The organism is Streptomyces sp. NPDC031340 (assembly GCF_055569945.1).
This window is the reverse complement of the sequence record NZ_JBVIIE010000056.1, coordinates 34,975-57,451: the sequence shown is the minus strand read 5'-3', so window position 1 is coordinate 57,451 and position 22,477 is coordinate 34,975. Positions and strand designations below refer to the sequence as shown.

Here is a 22,477-nt window from a genome sequence, read left to right as displayed (position 1 = left end):
CCCCCCCCCCCCCCCCCCCCCCCCCCCCCCCCCCCCCCCCCCCCCCCCCCCCCCCCCCCCCCCCCCCCCCCCCCCCCCCCCCCCCCCCCCCCGCCACGTCAGCTGAGCGTCGTCACGTCAGCTGAGCGTCGTCACGTCCAGCTCGCCCAGCCTGTGTGCTTCACGGATCTTCTTCTTGTCGAACTTGCCCACGCTCGTCTTCGGCACCGACTCGATGATCGTCCAGCGCTCCGGGAGCTGCCACTTGGCGATCTTGCCCTCGGCGGCCAGGAAGTCGCGCAGGGAGGCGAAGTCGGCGGTGGCGCCTTCCTTCAGGACGACGGTGGCCAGCGGGCGCTCGCCCCACTTCTCGTCGGGGACGGCGACGACGGCGGCCTCGGCGACGTCCGGGTGGGACATGAGGGCGTTCTCCAGGTCGACGGAGGAGATCCACTCGCCGCCGGACTTGATGACGTCCTTGGCGCGGTCGGTGAGGGTGAGGAAGCCGTCGGGGGAGATGGTGCCGACGTCGCCCGTCTTCAGCCAGCCGTCCTCGCTGAACTTGTCCGCGGGGCGCAGCGGTTCGGCGTCGGGGCCGTTGTAGTAGGCGCCCGCGATCCACGGGCCGCGCACCTCCAGCTCACCGGCCGACTCGCCGTCCCAGGGCAGCCGCTCGCCGCCGGGGCCGGTCAACCGTCCCTCGACACCGGCCGGGAAACGGCCCTGGGTGAGCCGGTAGGCGAACTCCTCGTCGGTGCCGACCGCGTGGGCCGGCGGGCGGGCGATCGTGCCCAGCGGCGAGGTCTCCGTCATGCCCCAGGCGTGGCAGACCCGCATCCCCAGGTCGTCGAACGCCGCCATGAGGGAGGGCGGACAGGCCGAGCCGCCGATGGTGACCTGGGTGAGGGAGGAGACGTCGCGCGGCTTGGCGGTGAGCTCGGCGAGCAGGCCCTGCCAGATGGTGGGCACGGCGGCCGCGTGCGTCGGCTTCTCGGACTCGATCATCTCGGCGATGGGGGCCGGCTGGAGGAAGCGGTCCGGCATCAGCATGTTCACGCCGGTCATGAAGGTGGCGTGCGGCAGGCCCCAGGCGTTGACGTGGAACTGCGGGACCACCACCAGCGACGTGTCCTGGTCGGTCAGACCCATCGACTGGGTCATGTTGACCTGCATCGAGTGCAGGTAGATCGAACGGTGGCTGTACACCACGCCCTTGGGGTCGCCGGTGGTGCCGGACGTGTAGCACATGGAGGCGGCCCGGCGCTCGTCCAGCTCCGGCCAGTCGTAGCGGTCCGGCTTGTCGGCGATCAGGTCCTCGTACTCGTGCACGGTCACCGAGCCCCCGGCGAGCAGCGAGCGGTCACCCGGGCCGGACACCACCACGTGCTCGACCGGCGTCAGGCGGGGCAGCAGCGGGGCCAGCAGCGGCAGCAGCGAGCCGTTGACGATGACGACCTTGTCGGCCGCGTGGTTCACGATCCACGTGAGCTGCTCCGCGGGGAGGCGGAGGTTGAGGGTGTGCAGCACGGCGCCCATGGAGGGGACCGCGAAGTAGGCCTCGACGTGCTCGGCGTTGTTCCACATGAGGGTGGCCACCCGGTCGTCGTCCACGACCCCGAGGTCGTCGCGCAGGGCGTGCGCCAGCCGGGCCGCCCGGGCGCCGATCTCCGCGAAGGAACGGCGGTGCGGCTCGCCCTCGCCTGTCCAGGTGGTCACCTGCGATGTGCCGTGGACCGTGGACCCGTGGGTCAGGATCCTCGAGATCAGCAGCGGTACGTCCTGCATCGTGCTCAGCACGGTGTCCTCCCGGGGCGACATTGCCAACGCGGCGGTAAGGTGTGCGCTGATTCTGCGCACATACCGCGCGGTATGTCACTAGCCGACGGAGATCGATCTGCCCAGGTCGGCAACCCAAATGGGATCAGGACGGTTCATTTCCGAACAAGTCCCAGCTCGGCGGCATCGCACGAGTGCCGGCTCAGGGTCGTCGCACGAGCCGTAACTCAGGCTCGTCGGACAAGTCCCGGCTCAGGTTCGTCAGCTCAGGCTCGTCGCGCGAGTCCCAGCTCGGGGTCGTCCCGCAGCTTGCCGAGGGCGCGCGAGACCGCCGACTTCACCGTGCCCACCGACACCCCGAGGACCGCGGCCGTCTGGGTCTCGCTGAGGTCCTCGTAGTACCTGAGGACGACCATCGCCCGCTGCCGGACGGGCAGCTTCATGATCGCCCGCCACATCGCGTCGTGCAGTGCCTGCTGCTCGGCCGGGTCGTCGCCGCCGGGCAGCGGCTCCGGCTCGGGCAGCTCCTCGCACACGAACTCGTCGACCTTGCGCTTGCGCCACTGCGAGGTGCGGGTGTTCAGCAGCGCCCGGCGCACGTAGCCGTCGAGGGCGCGGTGGTCCTCGATCCGCTCCCAGGCGACGTACGTCTTGGCGAGCGCGGTCTGCAGCAGGTCCTCCGCGTCGCTCGGGTTCGCGGTCAGCGAGCGGGCGGTCCGCAGCAGCACCGGCTGACGCGCCCTGACGTACGACGAGAACGACGGATACGGCAGAGTCTGCGTCGCCGGTTCGGCGGCGGTCGAGGCGCTGGTGCAGACGGGTGTGGTCATGGCGTCCACGCTAGGAGCGGCGCGGGCCCGGCGGATCGGCCGCAGGTCCCGAAGGGGAATCCGCCTCAGGTTGTAGGGGTGGGGCCGGCCCCACCTCCTGAAGGTGGACGGTCGGCCCCGACTCGATGAGGGTTCAGCCGTCGGCGGTCAGCAGCAGGCCCGACGTCGGCACTCCCGTACCCGCCGTGACCAGTACGGCCTCCGCCCCCGGCACCTGGTTGACGGCGGTGCCCCGCACCTGCCGCACGCCCTCCGCGATCCCGTTCATGCCGTGCAGGTAGGCCTCGCCCAGCTGACCTCCGTGCGTGTTGAGCGGCACCGTGCGCGCGGCCACGAAGTCCGCCGCCTCGCCCCTCCCGCAGAACCCGAACTCCTCCAGCTGCATCAGCACGAAGGGGGTGAAGTGGTCGTACAGGATCGCCACGTCGACGTCGGCCGGTGCCAGGCCCGCCGTCCGCCACAGCTGGCGTGCCACCACGCCCATCTCCGGCAGCCCGGTCAGATCGTCCCGGTAGAAGCTGGTCATCTGCTCCTGGCCGCGGCCCGAGCCCTGCGCGGCGGCCGCAACGACGGCGGGCGGGTGGGGCAGGTCGCGGGCCCGTTCCAGGGAGGTGACGACGACGGCCTGGCCGCCGTCGGTCTCCTGGCAGCAGTCCAGGAGCCGGAGCGGCTCCACGATCCAGCGCGAGGCGGCATGGTCGGCGAGGGTGATCGGCCGGCCGTGGAAGTACGCCGCCGGGTTCGTCGCCGCGTACTCGCGGTCCACCACGGCCACGTGCCCGAACGCCTCGGCGGTCAGCCCGTGGGCGTGCAGGTAGCGCCGGGCCGCCATGGCCACCCAGGACGCCGGGGTCAGCAGCCCGAACGGCAGGACCCAGCCGAGTGCCGCGCCCTCCGCCGAGGGTTCCCGGTGCCGTACCCCGGAGCCGAACCTGCGCCCCGACCGCTCGTTGAAGGCGCGGTAGCAGACCACCACCTCCGCCACGCCCGCCGCCACCGCCAGTGCCGCCTGCTGGACCGTCGCGCAGGCCGCTCCGCCGCCGTAGTGGACGCGGGAGAAGAAGGACAGCTCGCCGATCCCGCAGGCCTGGGCCAGGGTGATCTCCGGGCTGGTGTCCATGGTGAACGTGACCATTCCGTCGACGTCCGCGGGGCGCAGTCCGGCGTCCCGCAGCGCGGCCCGCACCGCCTCGGCGGCCAGCCGCAGCTCACTGCGCCCGGAGTCCTTGGAGAACTCCGTGGCCCCGATGCCGACGACGGCCGCCCGCCCGCCGAGGGCGTCGGGCGCGCGCAGGCTCATGACGCGCCACCGGAGGCGGGGACCGTGACCGTGGCCGACGCGGGGACCGTGACCGTCACCGTGCCCGTGACGTGATCGCCGACGCTGTTCGAGCCGACCACCCGGACCGTCGCGGTGTCGCCGTCGACCTCCTCGACCGTGCCCGTCAGCACCATCGTGTCGCCCGGGTGGTTGGGCGCCCCGAGCCGGATGGCCACCTTGCGCAGCACGGCCGCCGGGCCGAAGTGGTCGGTGACGTAGCGGCCGACCAGGCCGTTGGTCGTCAGGATGTTCATGAAGATGTCCGGGGAACCCTTCTCGCGGGCCCGTTCGGCGTCGTGGTGCACGTCCTGGAAGTCGCGCGAGGCGACGGCCCCGGCGACGATCAGGGTGCGGGTGACCGGGATGGTGAGCGGCGGGAGCTTCTCGCCGGCCCTCATGCGACCTCCTCCCGGGGACGGAACACCGGCAGCACCGGCTCCTCGCCGTCCGCGTGGAAGGTGAGCCGCACCGGCAGCCCGATCCGCACCTCGTCGCAGGGCACCCCCACCACGTTGCTGACCATGCGGACGCCCTCCGCGAGTTCGACCAGCGCCACCGCGTGCGGCGGATCGAAGCCCGGGGCGGGCGGATGGTGCACGACGACGTACGAGTAGACGGTCCCTTCGCCGCTCGCCTCGACCGTGTCCCAGTCGGGGCAGCCGCAGGCGCCGCACCCCGGCAGCCACGGGAAGCGCAGCGCGCCGCAGCCCGCGCACCGCTGGATCAGCAGGCGGCGGCGGGCGACACCCTCCCAGAAACCGGCGTTGTCACGGTTGACGACCGGGCGGGGGCGCGGGGGGCGGCCGGCGCCCGGGGAGCCGGTGTCCTGGGGGCGGCCGGTGCGCGGGGAGCCGGTGTCCTGGGGGCGGCCGGTGCGCGGGGAATCGGTGTCCTGGGGGCGGCCGGTGCGGGCGGAGCCGGTTCGCGGCGGGCCGGTGCGCGGGCGCGCTGGGGCGTACTTGAGGATGCGGAAGCGGTGTGTGCCCGCCAGGTCGGCGCCCACCCGCACATCCGTGCGGGTCGTGACGAACCAGCCCGTCCCCAGCCGGGTCGTCTTGGGCCCGGAGACCGACTCGATCACCGCGTCGAAGGTGATCTCGTCGCCGGGGCGCAGGGGCCGGACGTACTCCTGCTCGCAGTCGGTGGCGACGACCGCGGTGCAGCCCGCCTCGTCGAGCAGGCCGAGCAGTTCGTCGTACGCCCGCGCGCGCCGCCCGTGGCCGGAGAGACCGCCCATGGTCCACACCTGGAGCATGGTGGGCGGGGCGACCGGGTCGGGACCGGCGTACGCGGGGTGGGTGTCTCCGAGCGCCTCGCACCAGTGCCGGATCATGGGCGCGTTGACGGGGTCCTTGCCCCGGCACGCCACGGCCGCCGCCCGGCCCTCGTACGCCTTCAGCCGCGCCCCCAGACCGTCGCTCCCCTCCGCCGGCTCACCGCTCACCGTCGCCCCCTCGTAGCCCGTCGTTGTGACCCCTCGTCGTGGCCGCTCGTCGTGGCCGCTCGTCCCGGGCGGCACCGCGCCGGCCCAGCAGCACCGCACCCAACGATTTCTGACTGTCCGTCAGATACTGCGGGCTGTCAAGATGCGCGCCGAGGCACCCGAAGGCGTCTGCGCGGCGGCACCGGAGCACCGCCGCGCAGACGCCTTACGACCCTTGCGACACACGTCCCCCCGGCCCTGAGGTCAGGGCCGCGGGCTCACCGCATGGGAGCGAAGTGGATGACGACGTTCTCGTTGCCCTGCTGGACGGCCGTGCGGTCGGAGCCGTTGACCTGGACGGCGTTGCTCTGGTTCGTGGCGCCGGGGCCTACCGCGTTCTGTTGCGTGGTGGACGAGGTGCCGTAGTTGTCGAGCCCGACACCGCTTCCGACGACGCTCGCGACTCCCGCGTTCGAGTCGTCGTCCGCGAGGGCGCCGTTGTCCGCCGCCGCGACTCCGGTGAACAGGGCGGCTGCCAGCGGAAGGGCGGAGACGGCGGCGATGACGCGGGCGGTACGGATGCTTGCCATGTGCTTCCTCCAGAATCCGGCTTCCTGGCCGGAGGTCCGTCAAGTAGGACTGTCACCAGGGCAGTCGGCCGACCGCCCCGGCGCTGTGCACGACGTCGCAAGACCAGGGTTGCCCACCACATCCCCGGCGAACCACCCCGGAAGCCGTGATTCGCCCCTAAGCGCTACGAGATGCCGATAAACCCCTTCCGCCGCTTCCGCCTCCCGGGCCAGGACGGACCAGCTGACCCCCGCCCAAGCGCCGCAAGGGGTGAAGCGTTCCGGCACAGTTCCCGCCACGATCCCCTCCCCGGCGTGTCGCGGCTGCCCCCTCTTCCCTTTTTCGAACGTACGTACGAACATAGAAGCATGGCCACCACCGACCGGCAGGCCACGACGCTGGCCCTCGCGCACGCCCTGTCAGCCGCCGAACGCGGACTGGCCGTCATCCCCCTGACCCGCACGAAACTCCCGGCCCTGCGCTCCCCTCACCGCGACGACCCCGACCCCCGCCCCTGTCACGGCGAGTGCGGCCGCTTCGGCCACGGGGTGTACGACGCCTCGACCGATCCGGCCCGTATCCGCGAACTGTTCGCCACCGCCCCCTGGGCCACCGGCTACGGCATCGCCTGCGGCCTTCCGCCCCGCCACCTCATCGGGATCGACCTCGACACCAAGTCGGGCACCGACTCCTCGGCGGCGCTGCGGGAACTCGCGCTGCGTCACCTGTTCACGATCCCCGACACCGTCGTCGTCATCACCCCCAGCGGCGGCCGCCACCTGTGGCTGACCGGCCCGCCCGACGTCGCCGTGCCCAACTCCGCCGGCCGCCTCGCCCCCGGCATCGACATCCGGGGCGCGGGCGGCTACCTCGTCGGCCCCGGCTCCCGGACCGACCAGGGCGTGTACACGACGGCCCCCGGCACCGCGCACCTCGCCCCCGCGGCCTGCCCGCCGGCCCTGCTGCGCCTGCTCCTGCCGCCGCCGCGTCCCGTCCATCCCGCGACGCACCCGTCGGCCGGTGTCCACGGCCAGGGCCTGATCCACTTCGTGCTCGCCGCGCACGAGGGCCAGCGCAACACCCGTCTGTTCTGGGCCGCCTGCCGCGCCTACGAGAACGGCATCGGCCCCGCGCTCGTCGCCCCGCTGATCGACGCGGCCCTCGACACCGGCCTGTCCGAACGCGAGGCGCGAGCGACGATCGCCTCGGCGGCCCGCATGACGGGACGCCGGCCGTGACCGTCAGGGCGAGTAGACCTGCTCCAGTCGGTCGATGGAGCCGTCGGCACCGGTCCGGTACCGGAACACCAGGCCGGAGTCGGGGTGCGCGTCGATCCAGTCGATCAGTTCCTGCACGCCGATCCGCTGGTTGGCGCTGCTGTCCGTGATGGGGTTCGTGGCGGTGACGTACGCGGCCTGGTCCAGCGCCCAGCGGCTGTCCTCCCCGGTGACGACGAAGGGCACACCGTCACCGTCCCCGCCGGGGCACCCCCAGGCGCCGTGCTGGACGACCAGGTTGACCTTGCCGGTGCTGCCGTCGAGTTCCTCGACGCGGTACACGGCGAACTCGTCGGGGTCGACCTCGTCCGGGGTCGGCGCCTTGTCGACGCAGCCGGCGGTGGACGCGGTGGGCTTCGCCGGGGCGGCGGGCTTGACGGAAGCGGCGGGCTTGGCGCCGGAGGTCGCGGCTGACGTGCCGCCGCCGCCCGTGCCGGCTGAGGGGGTGGCCGCGTCGGTGCCGCTCGGCGTCGCGGCGGCGGACGCGGACGCCCCGGGCGACGAGGCGGCCGTGCCGTCGGCCGCCGCTCCGGGCCCGCCGCCTCCCTGGCAGGCGGTGAGAACGGCGGTCAGCGCGACGGCCGTGAACGCGAGGACTGCGGGTCTGAGACGGTCGGCGTTCATCTGGGACATCCCCCCTCATCAAGGACGACCCCGATCGGCCGCACCCCGGAGCGGGAACGTAGCAACGGCCCCCACCGCACCACAGCCCCCGGAGAACGGATGTCACAGACACCGGACAGACCCGTCACACCCCCCGGACAGGCGTGACGCCCCACAACCGGAAGCCCGGGTCACACGGACCGTCTCCGGCTCGGCCGGCCGCGGACGGGCCACAGCCGCCCCGGACGGGAACGGCCCCCGACCGAAGGCCGAGAAGCCAGGTCAGGGGCCGCGCCACGCTGCGGTGGGTGTGGGATTTGAACCCACGGTGACTTGCGCCACGACGGTTTTCAAGACCGTTCCCTTAGGCCGCTCGGGCAACCCACCCCGCGCCGGCCGGTGATCGGCGGCGCGGGGACAAGAATAACGGGTCGGTACGCGGGTGTGCGGGTCAGTTGTCGCCCACGCGGGAGCCGAGGGTGAGTTCGACGGTGTGGGACTGGCCGCCGCGCTCGTAGGCGATCGTGACCTTGTCGCCGGGCTGGTGGGTCCAGATCTCGCCGATCAGGGTGGGACCGGAGTCGATCACCCTGTCGTCGAGCTTGGTGATGACGTCGCCGGGCTTGAGGCCGGCCTTGGCGGCGGGGCCGCCCGGCTCGACCGAGGCGGAGCCGCCCGAGCCCTGGTCGGTGATCTTCGCGCCGTTGGAGGAGTCCTCCAGGGACACCGACGCGCCGATCTTCGCGTACACCGGCTTGCCGGTCTTGATGAGTTGCTGGGCGACGTACTTGGCCTGGTTGATCGGGATGGCGAAGCCCAGACCGATCGAGCCGGACTGGCTGGTGCCGCCCAGGCCGCCGCTGCCGGTGGACTGGATCGCGGAGTTGATGCCGATGACGTTGCCCTGGGCGTCGAGGAGCGGGCCGCCGGAGTTGCCCGGGTTGATCGACGCGTCGGTCTGCAGGGCGCTCATGTAGGAGGCGTTGCTGCCGGTGCCGTCGCTGGAGGCGACGGGCCTGTTCTTGGCGCTGATGATGCCCGTCGTCACCGTGTTGGACAGGCCGAAGGGGGCGCCGATGGCGATCGTGGAGTCGCCGACGGCGACCTTGTCGGAGTTGCCCAGCGTCAGCGGCTTGAGGTCGGACGGGGCGTTCTTGAGCTTGATGACGGCCACGTCGTAGCCCTGGGCGTGGCCGACGATCTGGGCGTCGTACTTCTTGCCGTTCGGGAAGGTCGCCGTGAGCTTGCCGCCGTCGACCGCGTCGGCGACGACGTGGTTGTTGGTGACGATGTGGCCCTGCGTGTCGAAGACGAAACCGGTGCCGGTGCCGCCCTCGCCGCTGGTGGACTCCGCCTGGATGGTGACGGTGCTGGGCAGTGCCTTGGCGGCGACGCCCGCGACCGTGCCGGGGTCGCGCTTGATGGAGCCGCCGCTGTCGGAGGCGGAGACCGTGGTCGAGCCGGTGTTGTCGTCGTTCTTGGCCAGGGTGTAGCCGAGTCCGCCGCCCAGGCCGCCGGCAACGAGCGCGGCCACCAGGACCGCGGCGACCAGGCCACCGCGTCCCCGGCCGGACTTCGGCGCGGGCTGCTGGTAGGTCGAACCCCAGCCGCCGCCCGAGTCGCCTCCGCCGTCGGCGTAGGACGGGGTGGCGGGGGGCGGGGCCGGCCAGGCGGAGTCGGCGGCGGAGCCGACCGGGCCGACGGAGCCGGCGGAACCGGCGGGGCCGTAGCCCTGGGTGCCGGCGGCGGGGCCGGCGGGGCCGTAGCCCTGGGAGCCGTCCGCGGGGGACGGCGTGAGCGGCGCCATCGGTGCGCTGCCCTCGCGGGCGGCGGGCGCCGAGGGAGCGGGAGCATCCACCGGCACGGGAGGTGCGGACGGGGCCGGGGGTACCGCGGTGCCCTCGTTCTCGGTGCTCACAGCTTCTCTCCTCGATCCACGGCTGTTGTCTTGGGTCACGCTGGTTCGCGCTGGTCGGCGTCCGGCGCGCGGCAGCTGTGCACGTCTTTTTGTATGCGGTCAGCTTTTCCCATGGTCCGTCAGGGCACCATAAGCGGCGGCTGTGGGTACGGGACCATTCCTTATATAGGTTATGTACGGCAAAAGGGACGCAATCTCGACTCCGCTGAGAGCACGCTTACCCCCTACTCGGTGGCACCATGACGCGGTGACCCTCGCACGGCAGCAACGCATCCAAGTCGTCGCCCACCGCGGAGCCTCCGAGGAGGCCCCGGAGCACACCCTGGCCGCGTACCGGAAGGCGATCGAGGACGGTGCCGACGCCCTCGAGTGCGACGTACGCCTCACGGCGGACGGCCACCTCGTCTGCGTCCACGACCGCCGCGTCAACCGTACGTCCAACGGCCGCGGTGCGGTCTCGGCGCTGGAGCTCGCCGATCTCGCCGCCCTGGACTTCGGCTCCTGGAAGACGCGGGACGCCTGGCGCACGCGCGACGAGGAGCCGGACTGGGAGCACCGGCCCGAGGACCGCGAGCACACCGCCGTGCTGACCCTGGAGCGGCTGCTGGAGCTGGTCGCGGACGCGGGGCGCCGGGTGGAGCTGGCGGTCGAGACCAAGCACCCCACCCGCTGGGCCGGGCAGGTGGAGGAGCGGCTGCTGCTGCTCCTGAAACGGTTCGGGCTGGACGCGCCGGTCTCGGCCGAGGAGTCGCCGGTGCGTGTGATGAGTTTCTCAGCGCGCTCGCTGCATCGCGTGCGTGCCGCCTCGCCGACGCTGCCGACGGTGTACCTGATGCAGTTCGTCTCACCCCGGCTGCGCGACGGACGACTGCCGGCGGGTGTCCGGATCGCGGGCCCCGGCATGCGGATCGTGCGGAACCACCCGGCCTACGTGGAACGGCTGAAACGGGCCGGCCACCAGGTGCACGTGTGGACCGTGAACGAGCCCGAGGACGTGGATCTCTGCGTCGACCTGGGCGTCGACGCCATCATCACCAACCGGCCGCGGGCCGTGTTGCACCAGCTCCGGGGGTGACCGGGCCGCACTCGCTCCGCGGGTGCCCGGTGAAGACCTGTGAAGAAAACCTTGACCTCAGGACACACCTGCAGCATCTTCAGTCTCGGCCACATCGCAGAAATCCAGCCACATGACTACGGGGAGTGCTCCGGCGCGTCCGCTGTGTGATCGGTCATTTCGAATGCGTCACCGCACCGGGATTGGCCGGTTTCCGGTACAGGCCAATGGGGCATCCACACCGTGGCGTGGGGCGAAGGAGGTCTCGGGGGTGGCGTTGGTGGTGGCACAGGAGGTGCCCACGTCGTCGAGCATGGCCGTACCCCATGGCCCTGCGGGCGTGGGCGAGGCAAGGCACCGGATGCGCGAGCAGCTGCGCAGGGGCGGGGTCTCGGACGCGGTCATCGACGATGCCGTACTGATTCTGTCGGAGCTGTTGAGCAACGCGTGCAAGCACGGCCGGCCGCTGGGCGACGCCCTGGCCGGGGACGGTGACGTCCGGGCCGCCTGGCGGGTCGACCCGTGCGGCAGGCTCACGGTGGAGGTGACGGACGGCGGCGGTCCCACCCGCCCTGCTCCGGCCACGCCCTCGGTCACCGCGCACGGCGGCCGCGGGCTGAACATCATCACGGCGCTGGCCGACGACTGGGGCGTACGCGACGACGTGCGCGGCGAGGTCACCGTATGGGTGGTGGTCCACCAGGACGTTCATGATCCGGACGCCGGATACCGCCGCGACGACTTCGCTACGCGCGTCACGGCGCCGTCCGTCTCCGCGATACGCGGCCTGACCGGCCTGGACTTCGCGGACGCGTTCGACGACCTGGACTGACACCTCCGGAGACGGCCTGACCGGGCCGGCCTCCGGGTCCTTCCGGAGACGGCCTGCCCGGACCGACCTCCGGTCCTCCTGGGCACGGCCTGCCCGGGCTGACGTCCGGATCGCCCGGGCCAGCATCCGCGGGAGGTCCCGCCCGGCCCCACCAGGCCCCGGACGGCACGCGCGCCGCGTCGTCCACAGGCTCCCGTGTCCCGTGGCGTGAACGGCTAGGCTCCCGCCCGTACGAGACAAGCCGTAACCGGGAGACCCCACGATGGCCAAGAAGCGACCTCAGACGAAGGCCAAGCGCCCCCAGACCAGCGTCGGGGCCGGCGCCGCAGGCGCTGATGGACAGGTTCCGGTTGTCGGCGCCCGCGAGCCCTGCCCGTGCGGCAGCGGCCGCCGCTACAAGGCCTGCCACGGCCGGGCCGCCGCGCAGGCCGTGACCGAGCTGGTGCAGCGCCCCTTCGAGGGACTGCCCGCCGAGTGCGACTGGGTGGCGCTGCGCGAGCTGGTCCCGGCGGCCACGGTCGAGCTGACGCTCAAGGACGGCCTGCCCGAGGGCGTCCCGTCGGTCACCCTCGCCACGGTGCTGCCGATGGCCTGGCCGGCGCTGCGCCGCGACGACGGCTCGGTGCTGCTCGGCCTGCAGAACGACACCGCCTCCGGCGACATCAGCCGCGACCTCGCCGACACCCTCCAGCGCGCACTCACCGCCGAGCCGGGCACCCCGGTCCAGGGCCGCCGCGCTCCCGCCGACGGTCCGCGGCTGCAGGATCTGCTCGACCCCGAAGGCGCCTTCGAGCCAGTTGTGCACAGCGGCTTCGAGTTCTGGATCCCGGACTCGGAGAACGCCACGCCGGAGGTGGCCGCCTCCCTGGAGCGGGCCAACGCCGCGGCCATCCCGACGGTGCGGCTGACCGGCGTGGACGCCGCGTACTGGTGCCGGACGCCGGAGAAGAACCATCTGCGGTGGGTCATGCCGCACGAGGAGGAGCGGCTTCTGGACGCCCTCGCGCGGCTGCACGCGGCGGGCCGCTCGAACCTCGGCGAGGGCACCCGTCTCGTGGGCTCCTTCCGCGCTCACGGGCTCACCGTCCCGGTCTGGGACCTGCCGAGCGAGGTCGGCGCGGAGGACGTGGAGAAGCCGGCGGCAGAGTTCGCGGAGCGGCTGGCCGACGCCCTCGCCGCGGACGCCCCGCTGACCGCCGACGAGCGCCGGGCACGCGGCGGCCTGACCAACCGGCAGGTCACGCTCAGCTGACACCCGTGCGGGGGCCGGTCCGGACGGCCGTCCGGCGGTCCGGACCGGCCCCTGTACGGACCGGAAACTTCCCTCACAACTCGCGTGCGGCGCAAGCGAATACGTGACTGGAAAGCCCGGATGGAATTTGCGAACCGCCGATCTCTTGTTACCGTTCCAGTAGCCCGGTTGCTGGTGCATCCCCCGTCGCCAGCAACCGGGTCTTTTCATGTGCACGGTTCTTCACAGAAGGCCGTCGCCTGTCAACTGGCAGCTACCGCAAGGCAGTTGACAGCGAATCCAGGTGTTCCCGCGCTGCGTCGGCCCCCGCGCTCCCGGACCGGCGCGCACCCGGTCCGCATGCGCCCGGCACCCGCGCACCCCGCCCACATGCGCCCGGCACCCGCACACCGGGCACTCGCGCGCCCGGCGCCGTCACAGCTCGGGCGCGCTCACACCCCTACGCGTGAGGGCCTCGACGACGGCGTCCACCACGGCCTCGACGTCGGGCACCCAGGGGGCGGCGGAGCCGGGCAGCGGCGCGCGCTCCCAGCGGATCTCGCCCTCGCCGGTCTCGGACGGGGGCAGGGCCAGGTAGCCGCCCTCGCCGTGGAAGCGGAGAGAGCCGGGGACGAAGTCCTTGGCGTACAGCAGCTCGCCCAACTGCTCCATGGAGTACGGCTTGACGAGGATCGCCCAGCGGCCGGGCGAGGCGACCACCGGGCCCAGCCGCATGCCCGCGCGGTCCAGGGCGGTCAGCGCGTGCGCGGCGGCGAGGGCCGGCAGGCTGACCGCGCAGGGGGCCTTGCCGCCGGTGGCCAGGATGATCGGCGCGGTGGGGCGGTTGGTCCACCACCAGCGCACCATGCGGGCGTCGGCGGTGGCCGCGAGGAGACCGGGGTCGAAGGGATGCGCACCGGGCACCGTGCACTCGGGGTCGGGGCAGCCGCAGCGCCCCTTCATGTCCGCCGTCACGCCGGGGAGCACGGGCCACTGCCATCCGGCCGCGAAGGTCAGGGCCGCGCTGATCGACTCAGGCCTCCCGTCGCTGCGCTGGGACAGGAGCCTGCGTCGCCTTCCGAGGATCTCGCGCATGAGCGCTCGTTCCTTTCCGTTGCACCGCTGGCAACACCGTGGGCCACATCACACCATGTGTAGATCACTTCACTGTGCGTACCTGTTGGCGCATCACACCCCTGCCGGAGGCACAGGGAAACCCCTCTTGGCCGAGCGTCGGCTGCGTCCGCGGCAGCCTCGCCCTTGCTGCGTCTGTCAAAGCACGGGCGTGGCGTGGGGGTGGCGAAGTCTGGCGTTTTACGTCGCGCGTATTTCTCTTCGCCTCCGCCACGGGAGGATGGGGCACGGTCGTCGGTGGATAGGACGCCCGGGTCGGTCACCAGGTTCCGGGCGACTGCCAACCGCCCCTGGTCTTCTCCGAGTACGTACCCATCACGACCGCTGTGACGCTCCGTGGAGCAAACCCAGTCGACCGCAATGCCCCGTTGCCCGAGTCATTTTTAGGCCAACTTTGCTTTTTAGCAAGGGGTCCACAGACTCCTCAGGGACACCAGGAATCCCCGCAGGACAATGCTGGACATCCCCTTACGAGTGCGTGTACATGTGGAGACACTGCCAGCGGCGCAGAACGACATGGGGGTTTGCGATGCTTTTGAGCAGTACGCACCGGTCGGAAAGCCGGTTGCCATGAACGCCCCTCACCCTCCGAAAGTGGCCGGAATCGATTCAACGGTTCCGGCACCCGCACACACTGTCGCGCCCGTGTCCGTGGTCCCGGGTACCTCCCCGGTCACGCCGCCAAACCCGCCCTGCGCCCTGCTCCAGGACCGTCTCGCCGGCTGGGTCTCGGACCTCACCACGCTCCACGAACTGACCGAACGTCTGGCGCGCACGGACGCGCTCGCGGACGCCCTGACCGAACTGCTGCGCGCCGGATCCGCCCTCGTGGGCGCCCGGCGCGGCCTCGTCGTGCTCGAACCCGGCGACGGGCTCGGGCCGGACACCACCATCGGCCTGGGCCTCGCCCACGCGGACCTCGGTCACATCGAGACCGTGCCGCGCAGCGCCATGTCGTACGGGAGGATCCTGGACGGACTGCCGGGCTGCGACCGTGAGATCGCCCAGCCCGACCTGCTCTCCGAGGACGGGCTCGACCCCCGCCACCGCGAGGTGGCCGCCCGCCTCGGTTACGCCGCGAGCTACGCCCTCCCGCTGGTCAGCGACACGCTGGGCCGCGTCGGCGCCGCCGTGTGGCTGTACGACGAGCCCGCCGAACCGACCGAGCGCCAGCGCCACCTCGTCGGCCTGTACGCCCGGTATGCCGGCGAACACCTGGCCCGGCTGGTGGAGGTGGAGCGCGCCCGCACCCGCGTGGCGACGATGGCCGAGGAACTGCTGCCGTCCCGGCTCCCCCGCGTCGCCGGTGTCCAGCTCGCCGTGCGCCACCGCACCGGCCCGCGCGGGGGCGGCGACTGGTACGACGCGCTGCCGCTGCCGGACGCGGCGCTGGGTCTCGCGGTCGGCTCGGTGACGGGCTCCGGGCCCAGCGCGGTCGCCGCGATGGGCCGCCTGCGGGCGAGCCTCAGGGCGTACGCGGTGATGGAGGGCGAGGACCCGGTCGCCGTGCTGTCCGACCTGGAGCTGCTGCTCAGACTCACCGAGCCCGCCCGCTCCGCCACCGCCCTGTTCGGCTACTGCGAGCCCGCGCTGCGCAAGATCACGCTGGCCGGTGCCGGGCACTGCCCGCCGCTGCTGCTCGGCGAGGGCCGCACCGAGTTCGTCGAGACGTCCGTGTCCGCGCCGCTCGGCATGCTCGCCTGCTGGGAGGCGCCGAGCGTGGAGATGCAGGCGGGGCTCGGCGAGACGGTGCTGCTGTACACCGACGGGCTGCTGCACCGCACCGGCGACGCGATCGACCGCGCCTTCGCCCGGCTGCACGCGGCGGCGGCCGGCGTGCCCCGGGTGCTGCGCCACGACCCCGACGCGGTCGCCGACCACGTGCTGCGCACGATGCTGCCCGACGGGCTGGACACGGCCGACAGCGCGGACGACGTCGTCCTGCTCGCGGCGCGTTTCGACTGACCGCGTCCCGACCGGCCCCCGCGTGAGCCGGAGCGCGCGGTAACAGGTCCTCCGGGCCTGGGCCCCCTTCCGTACGACCGTACGATGGAGGCGGTCCTGTGCCGTATCGAGGAGGATGACCGTGGCTGATGAGCTCTCGGCTGTGACCGACGGAGCTGCTGCCGCAGCGGCCCCGGAGGGGTCCGGGGAAGAGCCGATCAAGCAGCGCAAGAACGGCCTGTACCCGGGCGTCTCCGACGAGCTGGCCGAGAACATGAAGTCCGGCTGGGCCGACACCGAGCTGCGCGACCTGCGGCCGATCGCCCAGGCCGCCGAGACCGCCGCCCGCCGCGCCGCGCTGTCCGCGCGGTTCCCGGGCGAGCGTCTGGTCATCCCCGCGGGCGGCCTCAAGACCCGGTCGAACGACACGGAGTACCCCTTCCGCGCGTCGGTCGAATACGCCTACCTCACCGGCAACCAGACCGAGGACGGCGTACTCGTACTGGAACCGAAGGGGGAGGGCCACGTCGCCACGCTGTACCTGCTGCCCCGCTCGGACCGCGAGAACGGCGAGTTCTGGCTCTCCGGCCACGGCGAGCTGTGGGTGGGCCGCCGGCACTCGCTGACCGAGGCGGCGAAGCTGTACGGCATCCAGGCCTCCGACGTGCGGGAACTCGCCGACACGCTGCGCGAGGCCACCGGCCCCGTGCGCGTGGTGCGCGGGTACGACGCCGGCATCGAGGCCGCCCTGACCGACAAGGTCACCGCCGAGCGCGACGAGGAGCTGCGCGTCTTCCTGTCCGAGGCCCGGCTGGTGAAGGACGCGTTCGAGATCGGCGAGCTGCAGAAGGCCGTCGACTCCACGGTGCGCGGCTTCGAGGACGTCGTGAAGGTCCTCGACCGGGCCGAGGCCACCAGCGAGCGCTACATCGAGGGCACGTTCTTCCTCCGCGCGCGCGTGGAGGGCAACGACGTCGGCTACGGCACCATCGCCGCCGCCGGCCCGCACGCCTGCACCCTGCACTGGGTGCGCAACGACGGGCCCGTGCGCTCCGGCGAGCTGCTCCTGCTGGACGCGGGCGTGGAGACGCACACCTACTACACGGCCGACGTCACCCGCACGCTGCCGGTCAACGGCCGCTTCACCGAGCTCCAGAAGAAGATCTACGACGCGGTCTACGAGGCCCAGGAGGCCGGCATCGCGGCCGTGCGGCCGGGCGGCAAGTTCCGTGACTTCCACGACGCGGCGCAGCACGTGCTGACCGAGAAGCTCGTCGAGTGGGGCCTGGTCGAGGGTCCCGTGGAGCGGGTGCTGGAGCTCGGGCTGCAGCGCCGCTGGACGCTGCACGGCACCGGGCACATGCTCGGCATGGACGTCCACGACTGCGCCGCCGCGCGCGTGGAGTCGTACGTCGACGGGACGCTGGAGCCCGGCATGGTGCTCACCGTCGAGCCGGGGCTGTACTTCCAGGCCGACGACCTGACCGTGCCCGAGGAGTACCGGGGCATCGGCGTACGCATCGAGGACGACATCCTGGTCACCGAGGACGGCAACCGGAACCTCAGCGCCGCGCTGCCGCGCCGGTCGGACGAGGTGGAGGCGTGGATGGCCGGCCTGACGGGCAGCAAGGACAGCAAGGACAGCAGGAACTGATAGGCGGCGGATGGCCGGGTACCAGTGGGGTGCCCGGCCATTGACGTGCCCGGACGCACGTGCCCGGGCCGTCGTGTGAGACGCCCGGAGCGCGTGCCCGGTCGTGTGAGGCGCCCGGACGCACGTGCCCGGATGCGCGTGCCCGGATTCACGTACCTAGGGGGAGGGTCTTCGTGGAGGACTTCTGGTCCGGTGTCGGTGTCGATCTGCATCTGGAACCCGACGCGGGGGACGGCCGGCGCATCGGTCTGGAGCGGGCGCTGCGGGACGCCGTGCGGGACGGCCGGCTCGCGCCGGGCACCCGGCTGCCGGCCACCCGGCGGCTCGCCACCGAGCTCGGGATCTCCCGCGGCACGGCCAAGGCGGCGTACGACCAGCTTGTCGCCGAGGGGTATCTGACCGCCCGTCAGGGCTCGGGGACCCGGGTGGCCTCGCTGCCCTCGGTCGACACCGGCGCGCCGGAGGCGGCGGCGCACGCGCGCGTGCCCCGGTTCGACCTCAGGCCCGGCAGCCCGGACGTCGGGGCGTTCCCGGCGGCGGCCTGGCTGCGCGCGCTGCGCCGCGCCATCGCGACGGCGCCCCTGCTGGCGTACGACTACGGGGACCCGCGCGGCCGCGTCGAGCTGCGCACGGCGCTGTCGGGCTACCTGGGGCGGGCGCGGGGCGTCATCGCGCCGCCCGAACGGATCGTGATCACCTCCGGGTACGTGCAGGGACTCGCGCTCCTCACCCGGGTGCTGGACGGCGCCGGGATCGCCATGGAGGACCCCGGCCTGCCCTTCCACCGGGACGTGGTGCGGCACAACGGCGGGACCGTGCTGCCGGTGCAGGTGGACGGACGCGGCGTGTGCGCGGAGGAGTTGGGGGACGCCGGCGCGGTCGTCGTCACGCCCGCCCACCAGTACCCGACCGGGGTGACGCTGCACCCGGAGCGGCGGCGGGCGCTGACGGACTGGGCACGCGCGCGGGGCGGGCTGATCGTCGAGGACGACTACGACGGGGAGTTCCGCTACGACCGTCAGCCCGTCGGCGCGCTCCAGGGCATGGCGCCCGGGCAGGTCGTCTACCTCGGCACCGCCTCCAAGACCCTCGGCCCGGCGCTGCGGCTGGGCTGGATGGTGCTGCCACCGCACCTGGTCGACGCGGTGGCCGACGCCAAGCTGCACAGCGACCACCACACGGAGACGATCGGCCAGTTGGCGCTCGCCGAGCTGATCGACAGCCACGCCTACGACCGGCACGTGCGCGCGGGCCGGCTGCGGTACCGGCGGCGCCGGGACCAGCTCCTGGACCGGCTCGGCTCCCGGCACACGGTGCGCGGGATCGCGGCCGGGCTGCACGCGCTGGTGGAGGTCGCCGACGAGGCGGACGTCCTGGCGCGGGCCGAGGCGGAGGGGCTGGCCCTCGGGCACCTCGGCGACCACTGGCACACGCCCGGCGAGGGACGGCCGCAGGGGCTCGTCGTCGGCTACGGGACACCGCGGGAGCGGGTGTACCCGGAGGCGCTGGAGGTGCTGGCCAAGGTCCTGACCGGAGCCTGACCCGCCCCGGATCGGGTCACGGTAAGGGGTTCGTATTGGATCTGCCGAGCGATCCATTCCCCGCCTAGCGTCGGCTCCATGACTCCTCGCCTCGTCCCTCCCGCGGGTCCGCGACGCGTGCTGGCGCTGGCCCAGTTGTCCCATTCGATCGGCGACGGCGCCTATTACGTGACCTCGGCGCTGTTCTTCACCCGGGTGGTCGGTCTGGCTCCCGCGCGGGTGGGGCTCGGGCTGACCCTCGCGTGGGCGGCCGGCTCGGCGGCCGGGGTGCCGCTCGGGCGGCTCGCCGACCGGCGCGGGCCGCGCGGCACGGCGGTGCTGCTCGCGTCGGCGACCGGGCTCGCGGTGGCGTCCTTCCTCGTCGTTCGCGGCTTCGTGCCGTTCGTGACGGCGGCGTGCGCGTATGCGACCGCGCAGTCGGGGCTCGCGGCGGCCCGGCAGGCGCTGCTGGCCGGACTGGTGCCCGCGGGGGAGCGGACCGGGCTGCTCGCGCGTCTGCAGTCGACGCTGAACGCCGGGCTGGCGGTGGGCGCGGGACTCGGCGGGCTGGCGCTGCAGGCCGGGACCCGGGAGGCGTATCTGGCGGTGCTGGCGCTGGACGCGGTGAGCTTCGCGGCGTGCGCCGGAATGCTGTCGCGGCTGCCGTCGGTGCCGCCCGCGCCGGTGCGCCGGCGGGACTGCCTCGGGGTGCTGCGCGACCGCCCGTACGCCCTGCTCGCCCTCCTCAACTCCGTGCTGCTGCTGCGGATGCCGGTGCTCAGCCTGGGGCTGCCGCTGTGGATCACGGAGCGGACCAGCGCACCGGTCTGGCTGGTCTCCGCGCTGTTCGTCCTCAACACGGTCGCGGTGACACTGCTCCAGGTGCGCGCGGCGCGCTCGGTCACCGGGCTCGCGTCGGCGACGCGTGTCCTGCGGCGGGCCGGATGGGTGATGTCCGCGGCGTGCGCGGTGTTCGCGCTGTCGGCGGGGGTCTCGCCCTGGATCGCGGCGGGCGTCCTCGTCGCGGGGGCGGTGCTTCAGGTCGTCGCGGAGACGGGGCAGTCGGCCGGTTCCTGGCAGCTGTCGTTCGACCTGGCCCCGGCCGGCCGGGTGGGCGAGTACCAGGGCTTCTTCGGCACCGGGGTCACGGTCGCCCGGACCCTGGGCCCGCTGGTGCTGACCTCGCTGCTGGTGGGGTGGGGGACGCCGGGGTGGCTGCTGCTGGGCGGCGTGACGGTCGCGGCGTCCTACGCGATGGGCCCGGCGGCACGCCGGGCCGCCGGCCGGACGGTCGGAGAGCTCAGTCAGCCGGTACCGGCGCGGTGAGTTCAGGCGGCCGGTAGCGGCGCGGTGAGTTCAAGCGGCCGGTACCAGCGCGGTGAGTTCAAGCGGCCGGACGGGCGCGGTGAGTTCAAGCGGCCGGACGGGCGGGGAGCTCAGGCAGCCGGTACCGGCGGGGTGACGTCAGGCGGCCGGTACCAGCGCGGTGACGTCAGGCGCAGCCAGTACTGCGCGATGACGTCAGGCAGCCGACACCCGTGCGGTGACTCAGGCAGCCGGTACCCGTGCGGTGAGTTCAGGCGGCCGGTAGCGGTGCGGTGACCGGCAGCGCGTCCAGGAACAGCGTCCCCGCCAGCAGGCCCGCGCTCCCCCGCGGGCTCCAGCCGCGCGCGTCCAGGTCGGCGTCGAGGGCGTGCAGGGCCTGCCGGCCCGCCCCGGTCGCCGTACCGCCCGCCTCCAGCACCGCGCGGGCGCCCGCCTGCACGTGCCGGAGGCCCACCGGGCCCGCGGTGTACAGCAGTTCCGTGTCCTGGAGGGTGGACATCACGGTCAGCAGGGCGTCCAGCCGGGCCTGCTCCTCGGTGGCACCGGCCGAGCGGGCCGCGGCGAGGGCGTCCGACGCCCGCCGCACGTGCGGGAACCCGGCCCTCGCCTCGCCCCGGGCCCCGGCGGCGCCGTACTTCGCCGAGACCGACGAACCGCGCGAGGGGCGGCGCGGGGCGCCCCGTTCGGTGTGGGCGGCGATCCGCTTGGCGACGGCGGTCACTTCGGCCGCTCCGGCCCGCGGGCCGATCGCGGCCGCCGCGACGAGGAAGCCGAGTGTCCACAGGGCTCCCCGGTGACCGCCGCCCGCGAGGCCCACCGTGTGCTCGGTGGAGCGGCCGATGGCGCCGAGTTCGGCGCGCAGCCGCGGTGTGGGCTCGCCGGTGCGGCGGGCGGCGGCGGCCATCGCCGTGAGGCCGGGCGCGAGCGCCTTGGCCGACCAGCGCAGGGTGCGGTGATCCTGGCGGGCGGGCACACCGAGGTCACGCGGGTCGGGCAGGCCGGGCTTGGGAGCCAGGGCCAGTTGCCCGGTCAGCGCCGCCACGGCGGCCTGTGCCAGCGTCTCGTCCTCGCGGCTGCTCATGACCGCAGGCTACGAGGAGGACGCCGACGGGGAGGCGGAGTCGCCCGGAGCGCCGCTCGGCGGTGTCCCCGTCGGGGCGTCACTCGGCGGGGTGCCTCCGCCGCCGCTGCCGGCGCCCGTGCTCTCGGCGTCCGGATCGATGCCGAAGGTGAGGAAGCCCTTGTAGCCCTTCGACGGGTCGCCCTTGTGCACGGGTTTGAGGGTCAGCAGCCCGCTGGAGGCGCCGCCGCCGTCGTAGACCATGTCGTCGGCGAGGCGGGTGTAGGTGCCGGTGTGCTTCGCGTACGGGTCGAGCGTGAAGATCTCCTCGGCGACGTCGTCGTCGAAGAAGAGCTGGCCGGTGTAGTTGACCTTGCCGCCCTCGTAGGTGCCGTCCTCCTTCGCGCCGCCCGTGTGCACCTTCACGTGGATGTGGCAGGTGCGCGGGGTGTACCAGCCCGGGAAGATCGTCTCGAACTTCACCACCCCGTTGGCGTTGGCGATCTGGTAGCCGCGCAGGTACGTGTCGTCGTTCGCGCTGTCGCCCTCCTCGCTCTCCGCGGGCGCGGAGCCGCCGGGGTTGGCGGTGGTGTAGCCGGAGTAGTAGCCCCAGGCGTCGCAGTGCCAGATCTCCACGGCGGCGCCCGCGACCGGGGTACAGCCGTCGGTGGCGTCGACGACGGTCAGGCGCAGGGTCAGCGGGACGCCGCTCTTGCCCTCGGTGATGTCCTTGCGCACCAGCGCGCCGTCGAGGTAGTAGGGGCCCTCGGTGACGCTCGACATCAGAGTCATGCACGTGCTGCCGGTGGAGGTGGCGGTGGCCGTGGCGGCGGAGGCCGAGGTCTCGGAGACCGTGTCGGCGAACGCCGACTGGTAGCCCGCGACGACCAGTCCGCCGGCCGCCACCGTCCCGCCGGTCACCGCGAGGGCGCGGCGACGGCTGATCGATGTGTCCTTGTGGTTTCCCGTCATGCTCAGGACAGTAGGAAGGCTGTCCGTCAGGGAGATGAGGCCCGGCTGGGAGC

At 73.1% G+C, this 22,477-nt stretch carries 19 protein-coding genes and 1 tRNA gene; 8 read left to right on the top strand and 12 right to left on the bottom strand.

The genetic code is table 11. From position 1 onward, the window contains the following. Positions 1-117 precede the first annotated feature (117 nt). The 6 genes from ACZ5GT_RS32765 to ACZ5GT_RS32740 form a co-directional block, all read right to left on the bottom strand. Positions 118-1,797, bottom strand: a complete 1,680-nt coding sequence (locus ACZ5GT_RS32765) for a long-chain fatty acid--CoA ligase (RefSeq protein ID WP_469033596.1) — start codon at positions 1,795-1,797, stop codon at positions 118-120. Positions 1,798-2,021: 224 nt separating this feature from the next. Then, complete coding sequence (locus ACZ5GT_RS32760; RefSeq protein WP_469033588.1) at positions 2,022-2,585, bottom strand: SigE family RNA polymerase sigma factor; 564 nt, start codon at positions 2,583-2,585, stop codon at positions 2,022-2,024. A gap of 133 nt (positions 2,586-2,718) precedes the next feature. Further along, complete coding sequence (locus tag ACZ5GT_RS32755) at positions 2,719-3,885, bottom strand: lipid-transfer protein (protein WP_469033586.1); 1,167 nt, start codon at positions 3,883-3,885, stop codon at positions 2,719-2,721. Further along, positions 3,882-4,304 carry a MaoC family dehydratase gene (locus tag ACZ5GT_RS32750; protein ID WP_469033584.1) on the bottom strand — a complete coding sequence of 141 codons (423 nt, stop codon included), beginning with the start codon at positions 4,302-4,304 and terminating at the stop codon, positions 3,882-3,884. Before ACZ5GT_RS32750 ends, ACZ5GT_RS32755 begins: the two co-directional genes overlap by 4 nt. Further along, a complete protein-coding gene (locus tag ACZ5GT_RS32745; protein WP_469033581.1) occupies positions 4,301-5,350 on the bottom strand; it encodes a bifunctional MaoC family dehydratase N-terminal/OB-fold nucleic acid binding domain-containing protein in 1,050 nt (349 codons plus the stop codon). The genes ACZ5GT_RS32750 and ACZ5GT_RS32745 overlap by 4 nt, the downstream gene beginning before the upstream one ends. A gap of 257 nt (positions 5,351-5,607) precedes the next feature. After that, positions 5,608-5,919 carry a hypothetical protein gene (locus ACZ5GT_RS32740; protein WP_469033577.1) on the bottom strand — a complete coding sequence of 104 codons (312 nt, stop codon included), beginning with the start codon at positions 5,917-5,919 and terminating at the stop codon, positions 5,608-5,610. Positions 5,920-6,267: 348 nt separating this feature from the next. Here ACZ5GT_RS32740 and ACZ5GT_RS32735 point away from each other — a divergent pair, with 348 nt between their 5' ends. Next, entirely contained in the window at positions 6,268-7,137 is an 870-nt protein-coding gene (locus ACZ5GT_RS32735) for a bifunctional DNA primase/polymerase (RefSeq protein ID WP_469033574.1), read from the top strand. Between the two features lie 3 nt (positions 7,138-7,140). Here the strand turns inward: ACZ5GT_RS32735 and ACZ5GT_RS32730 are convergent, their stop codons facing one another. The 3 genes from ACZ5GT_RS32730 to ACZ5GT_RS32720 all read right to left on the bottom strand — a co-directional run bounded on the left by ACZ5GT_RS32730 (position 7,141) and on the right by ACZ5GT_RS32720 (position 9,697). After that, entirely contained in the window at positions 7,141-7,809 is a 669-nt protein-coding gene (locus tag ACZ5GT_RS32730; RefSeq protein ID WP_469033569.1) for a hypothetical protein, read from the bottom strand. Between the two features lie 272 nt (positions 7,810-8,081). Continuing rightward, positions 8,082-8,166: transfer RNA gene (locus ACZ5GT_RS32725), tRNA-Ser, on the bottom strand. Between the two features lie 64 nt (positions 8,167-8,230). After that, positions 8,231-9,697, bottom strand: a complete 1,467-nt coding sequence (locus tag ACZ5GT_RS32720) for a S1C family serine protease (RefSeq protein ID WP_469033567.1) — start codon at positions 9,695-9,697, stop codon at positions 8,231-8,233. A 247-nt stretch (positions 9,698-9,944) separates the two neighbouring features. Here ACZ5GT_RS32720 and ACZ5GT_RS32715 point away from each other — a divergent pair, with 247 nt between their 5' ends. From ACZ5GT_RS32715 to ACZ5GT_RS32705, 3 genes are all read left to right on the top strand, one after another. Next, on the top strand, positions 9,945-10,772 hold the full coding sequence (locus ACZ5GT_RS32715) for a glycerophosphodiester phosphodiesterase (RefSeq protein ID WP_469033564.1): 828 nt from the start codon (positions 9,945-9,947) through the stop codon (positions 10,770-10,772). Positions 10,773-10,935: 163 nt separating this feature from the next. After that, entirely contained in the window at positions 10,936-11,583 is a 648-nt protein-coding gene (locus tag ACZ5GT_RS32710) for an ATP-binding protein (protein WP_469033562.1), read from the top strand. 262 nt (positions 11,584-11,845) lie between these two features. Then, a complete protein-coding gene (locus ACZ5GT_RS32705; RefSeq protein WP_469033559.1) occupies positions 11,846-12,835 on the top strand; it encodes a DUF5926 family protein in 990 nt (329 codons plus the stop codon). Between the two features lie 414 nt (positions 12,836-13,249). Here the strand turns inward: ACZ5GT_RS32705 and ACZ5GT_RS32700 are convergent, their stop codons facing one another. Next, on the bottom strand, positions 13,250-13,909 hold the full coding sequence (locus ACZ5GT_RS32700) for a bifunctional DNA primase/polymerase (RefSeq protein WP_469033556.1): 660 nt from the start codon (positions 13,907-13,909) through the stop codon (positions 13,250-13,252). 492 nt (positions 13,910-14,401) lie between these two features. Between ACZ5GT_RS32700 and ACZ5GT_RS32695 the strand changes: the two genes are divergently transcribed. From ACZ5GT_RS32695 to ACZ5GT_RS32680, 4 genes are all read left to right on the top strand, one after another. After that, entirely contained in the window at positions 14,402-15,913 is a 1,512-nt protein-coding gene (locus ACZ5GT_RS32695; protein WP_469033553.1) for a PP2C family protein-serine/threonine phosphatase, read from the top strand. Positions 15,914-16,028: 115 nt separating this feature from the next. After that, the gene (locus ACZ5GT_RS32690; protein ID WP_469033551.1) at positions 16,029-17,546 is read left to right on the top strand and encodes an aminopeptidase P family protein; all 1,518 of its coding nucleotides are present in this window, start codon (positions 16,029-16,031) and stop codon (positions 17,544-17,546) included. A 173-nt stretch (positions 17,547-17,719) separates the two neighbouring features. After that, on the top strand, positions 17,720-19,087 hold the full coding sequence (gene pdxR / locus ACZ5GT_RS32685) for a MocR-like pyridoxine biosynthesis transcription factor PdxR (RefSeq protein WP_469033549.1): 1,368 nt from the start codon (positions 17,720-17,722) through the stop codon (positions 19,085-19,087). A gap of 78 nt (positions 19,088-19,165) precedes the next feature. Further along, entirely contained in the window at positions 19,166-20,392 is a 1,227-nt protein-coding gene (locus ACZ5GT_RS32680; RefSeq protein WP_469033547.1) for an MFS transporter, read from the top strand. Between the two features lie 250 nt (positions 20,393-20,642). Here ACZ5GT_RS32680 and ACZ5GT_RS32675 read toward each other — a convergent pair whose 3' ends face one another. Both ACZ5GT_RS32675 and ACZ5GT_RS32670 read right to left on the bottom strand, forming a co-directional pair. Then, positions 20,643-21,473: a triphosphoribosyl-dephospho-CoA synthase gene (locus ACZ5GT_RS32675; protein WP_469033545.1), complete on the bottom strand. Its 831-nt coding sequence runs from the start codon at positions 21,471-21,473 to the stop codon at positions 20,643-20,645. Positions 21,474-21,482: 9 nt separating this feature from the next. Then, positions 21,483-22,424, bottom strand: a complete 942-nt coding sequence (locus ACZ5GT_RS32670; protein WP_469033543.1) for an intradiol ring-cleavage dioxygenase — start codon at positions 22,422-22,424, stop codon at positions 21,483-21,485. Between the last annotated feature and the right edge of the window lie 53 nt (positions 22,425-22,477).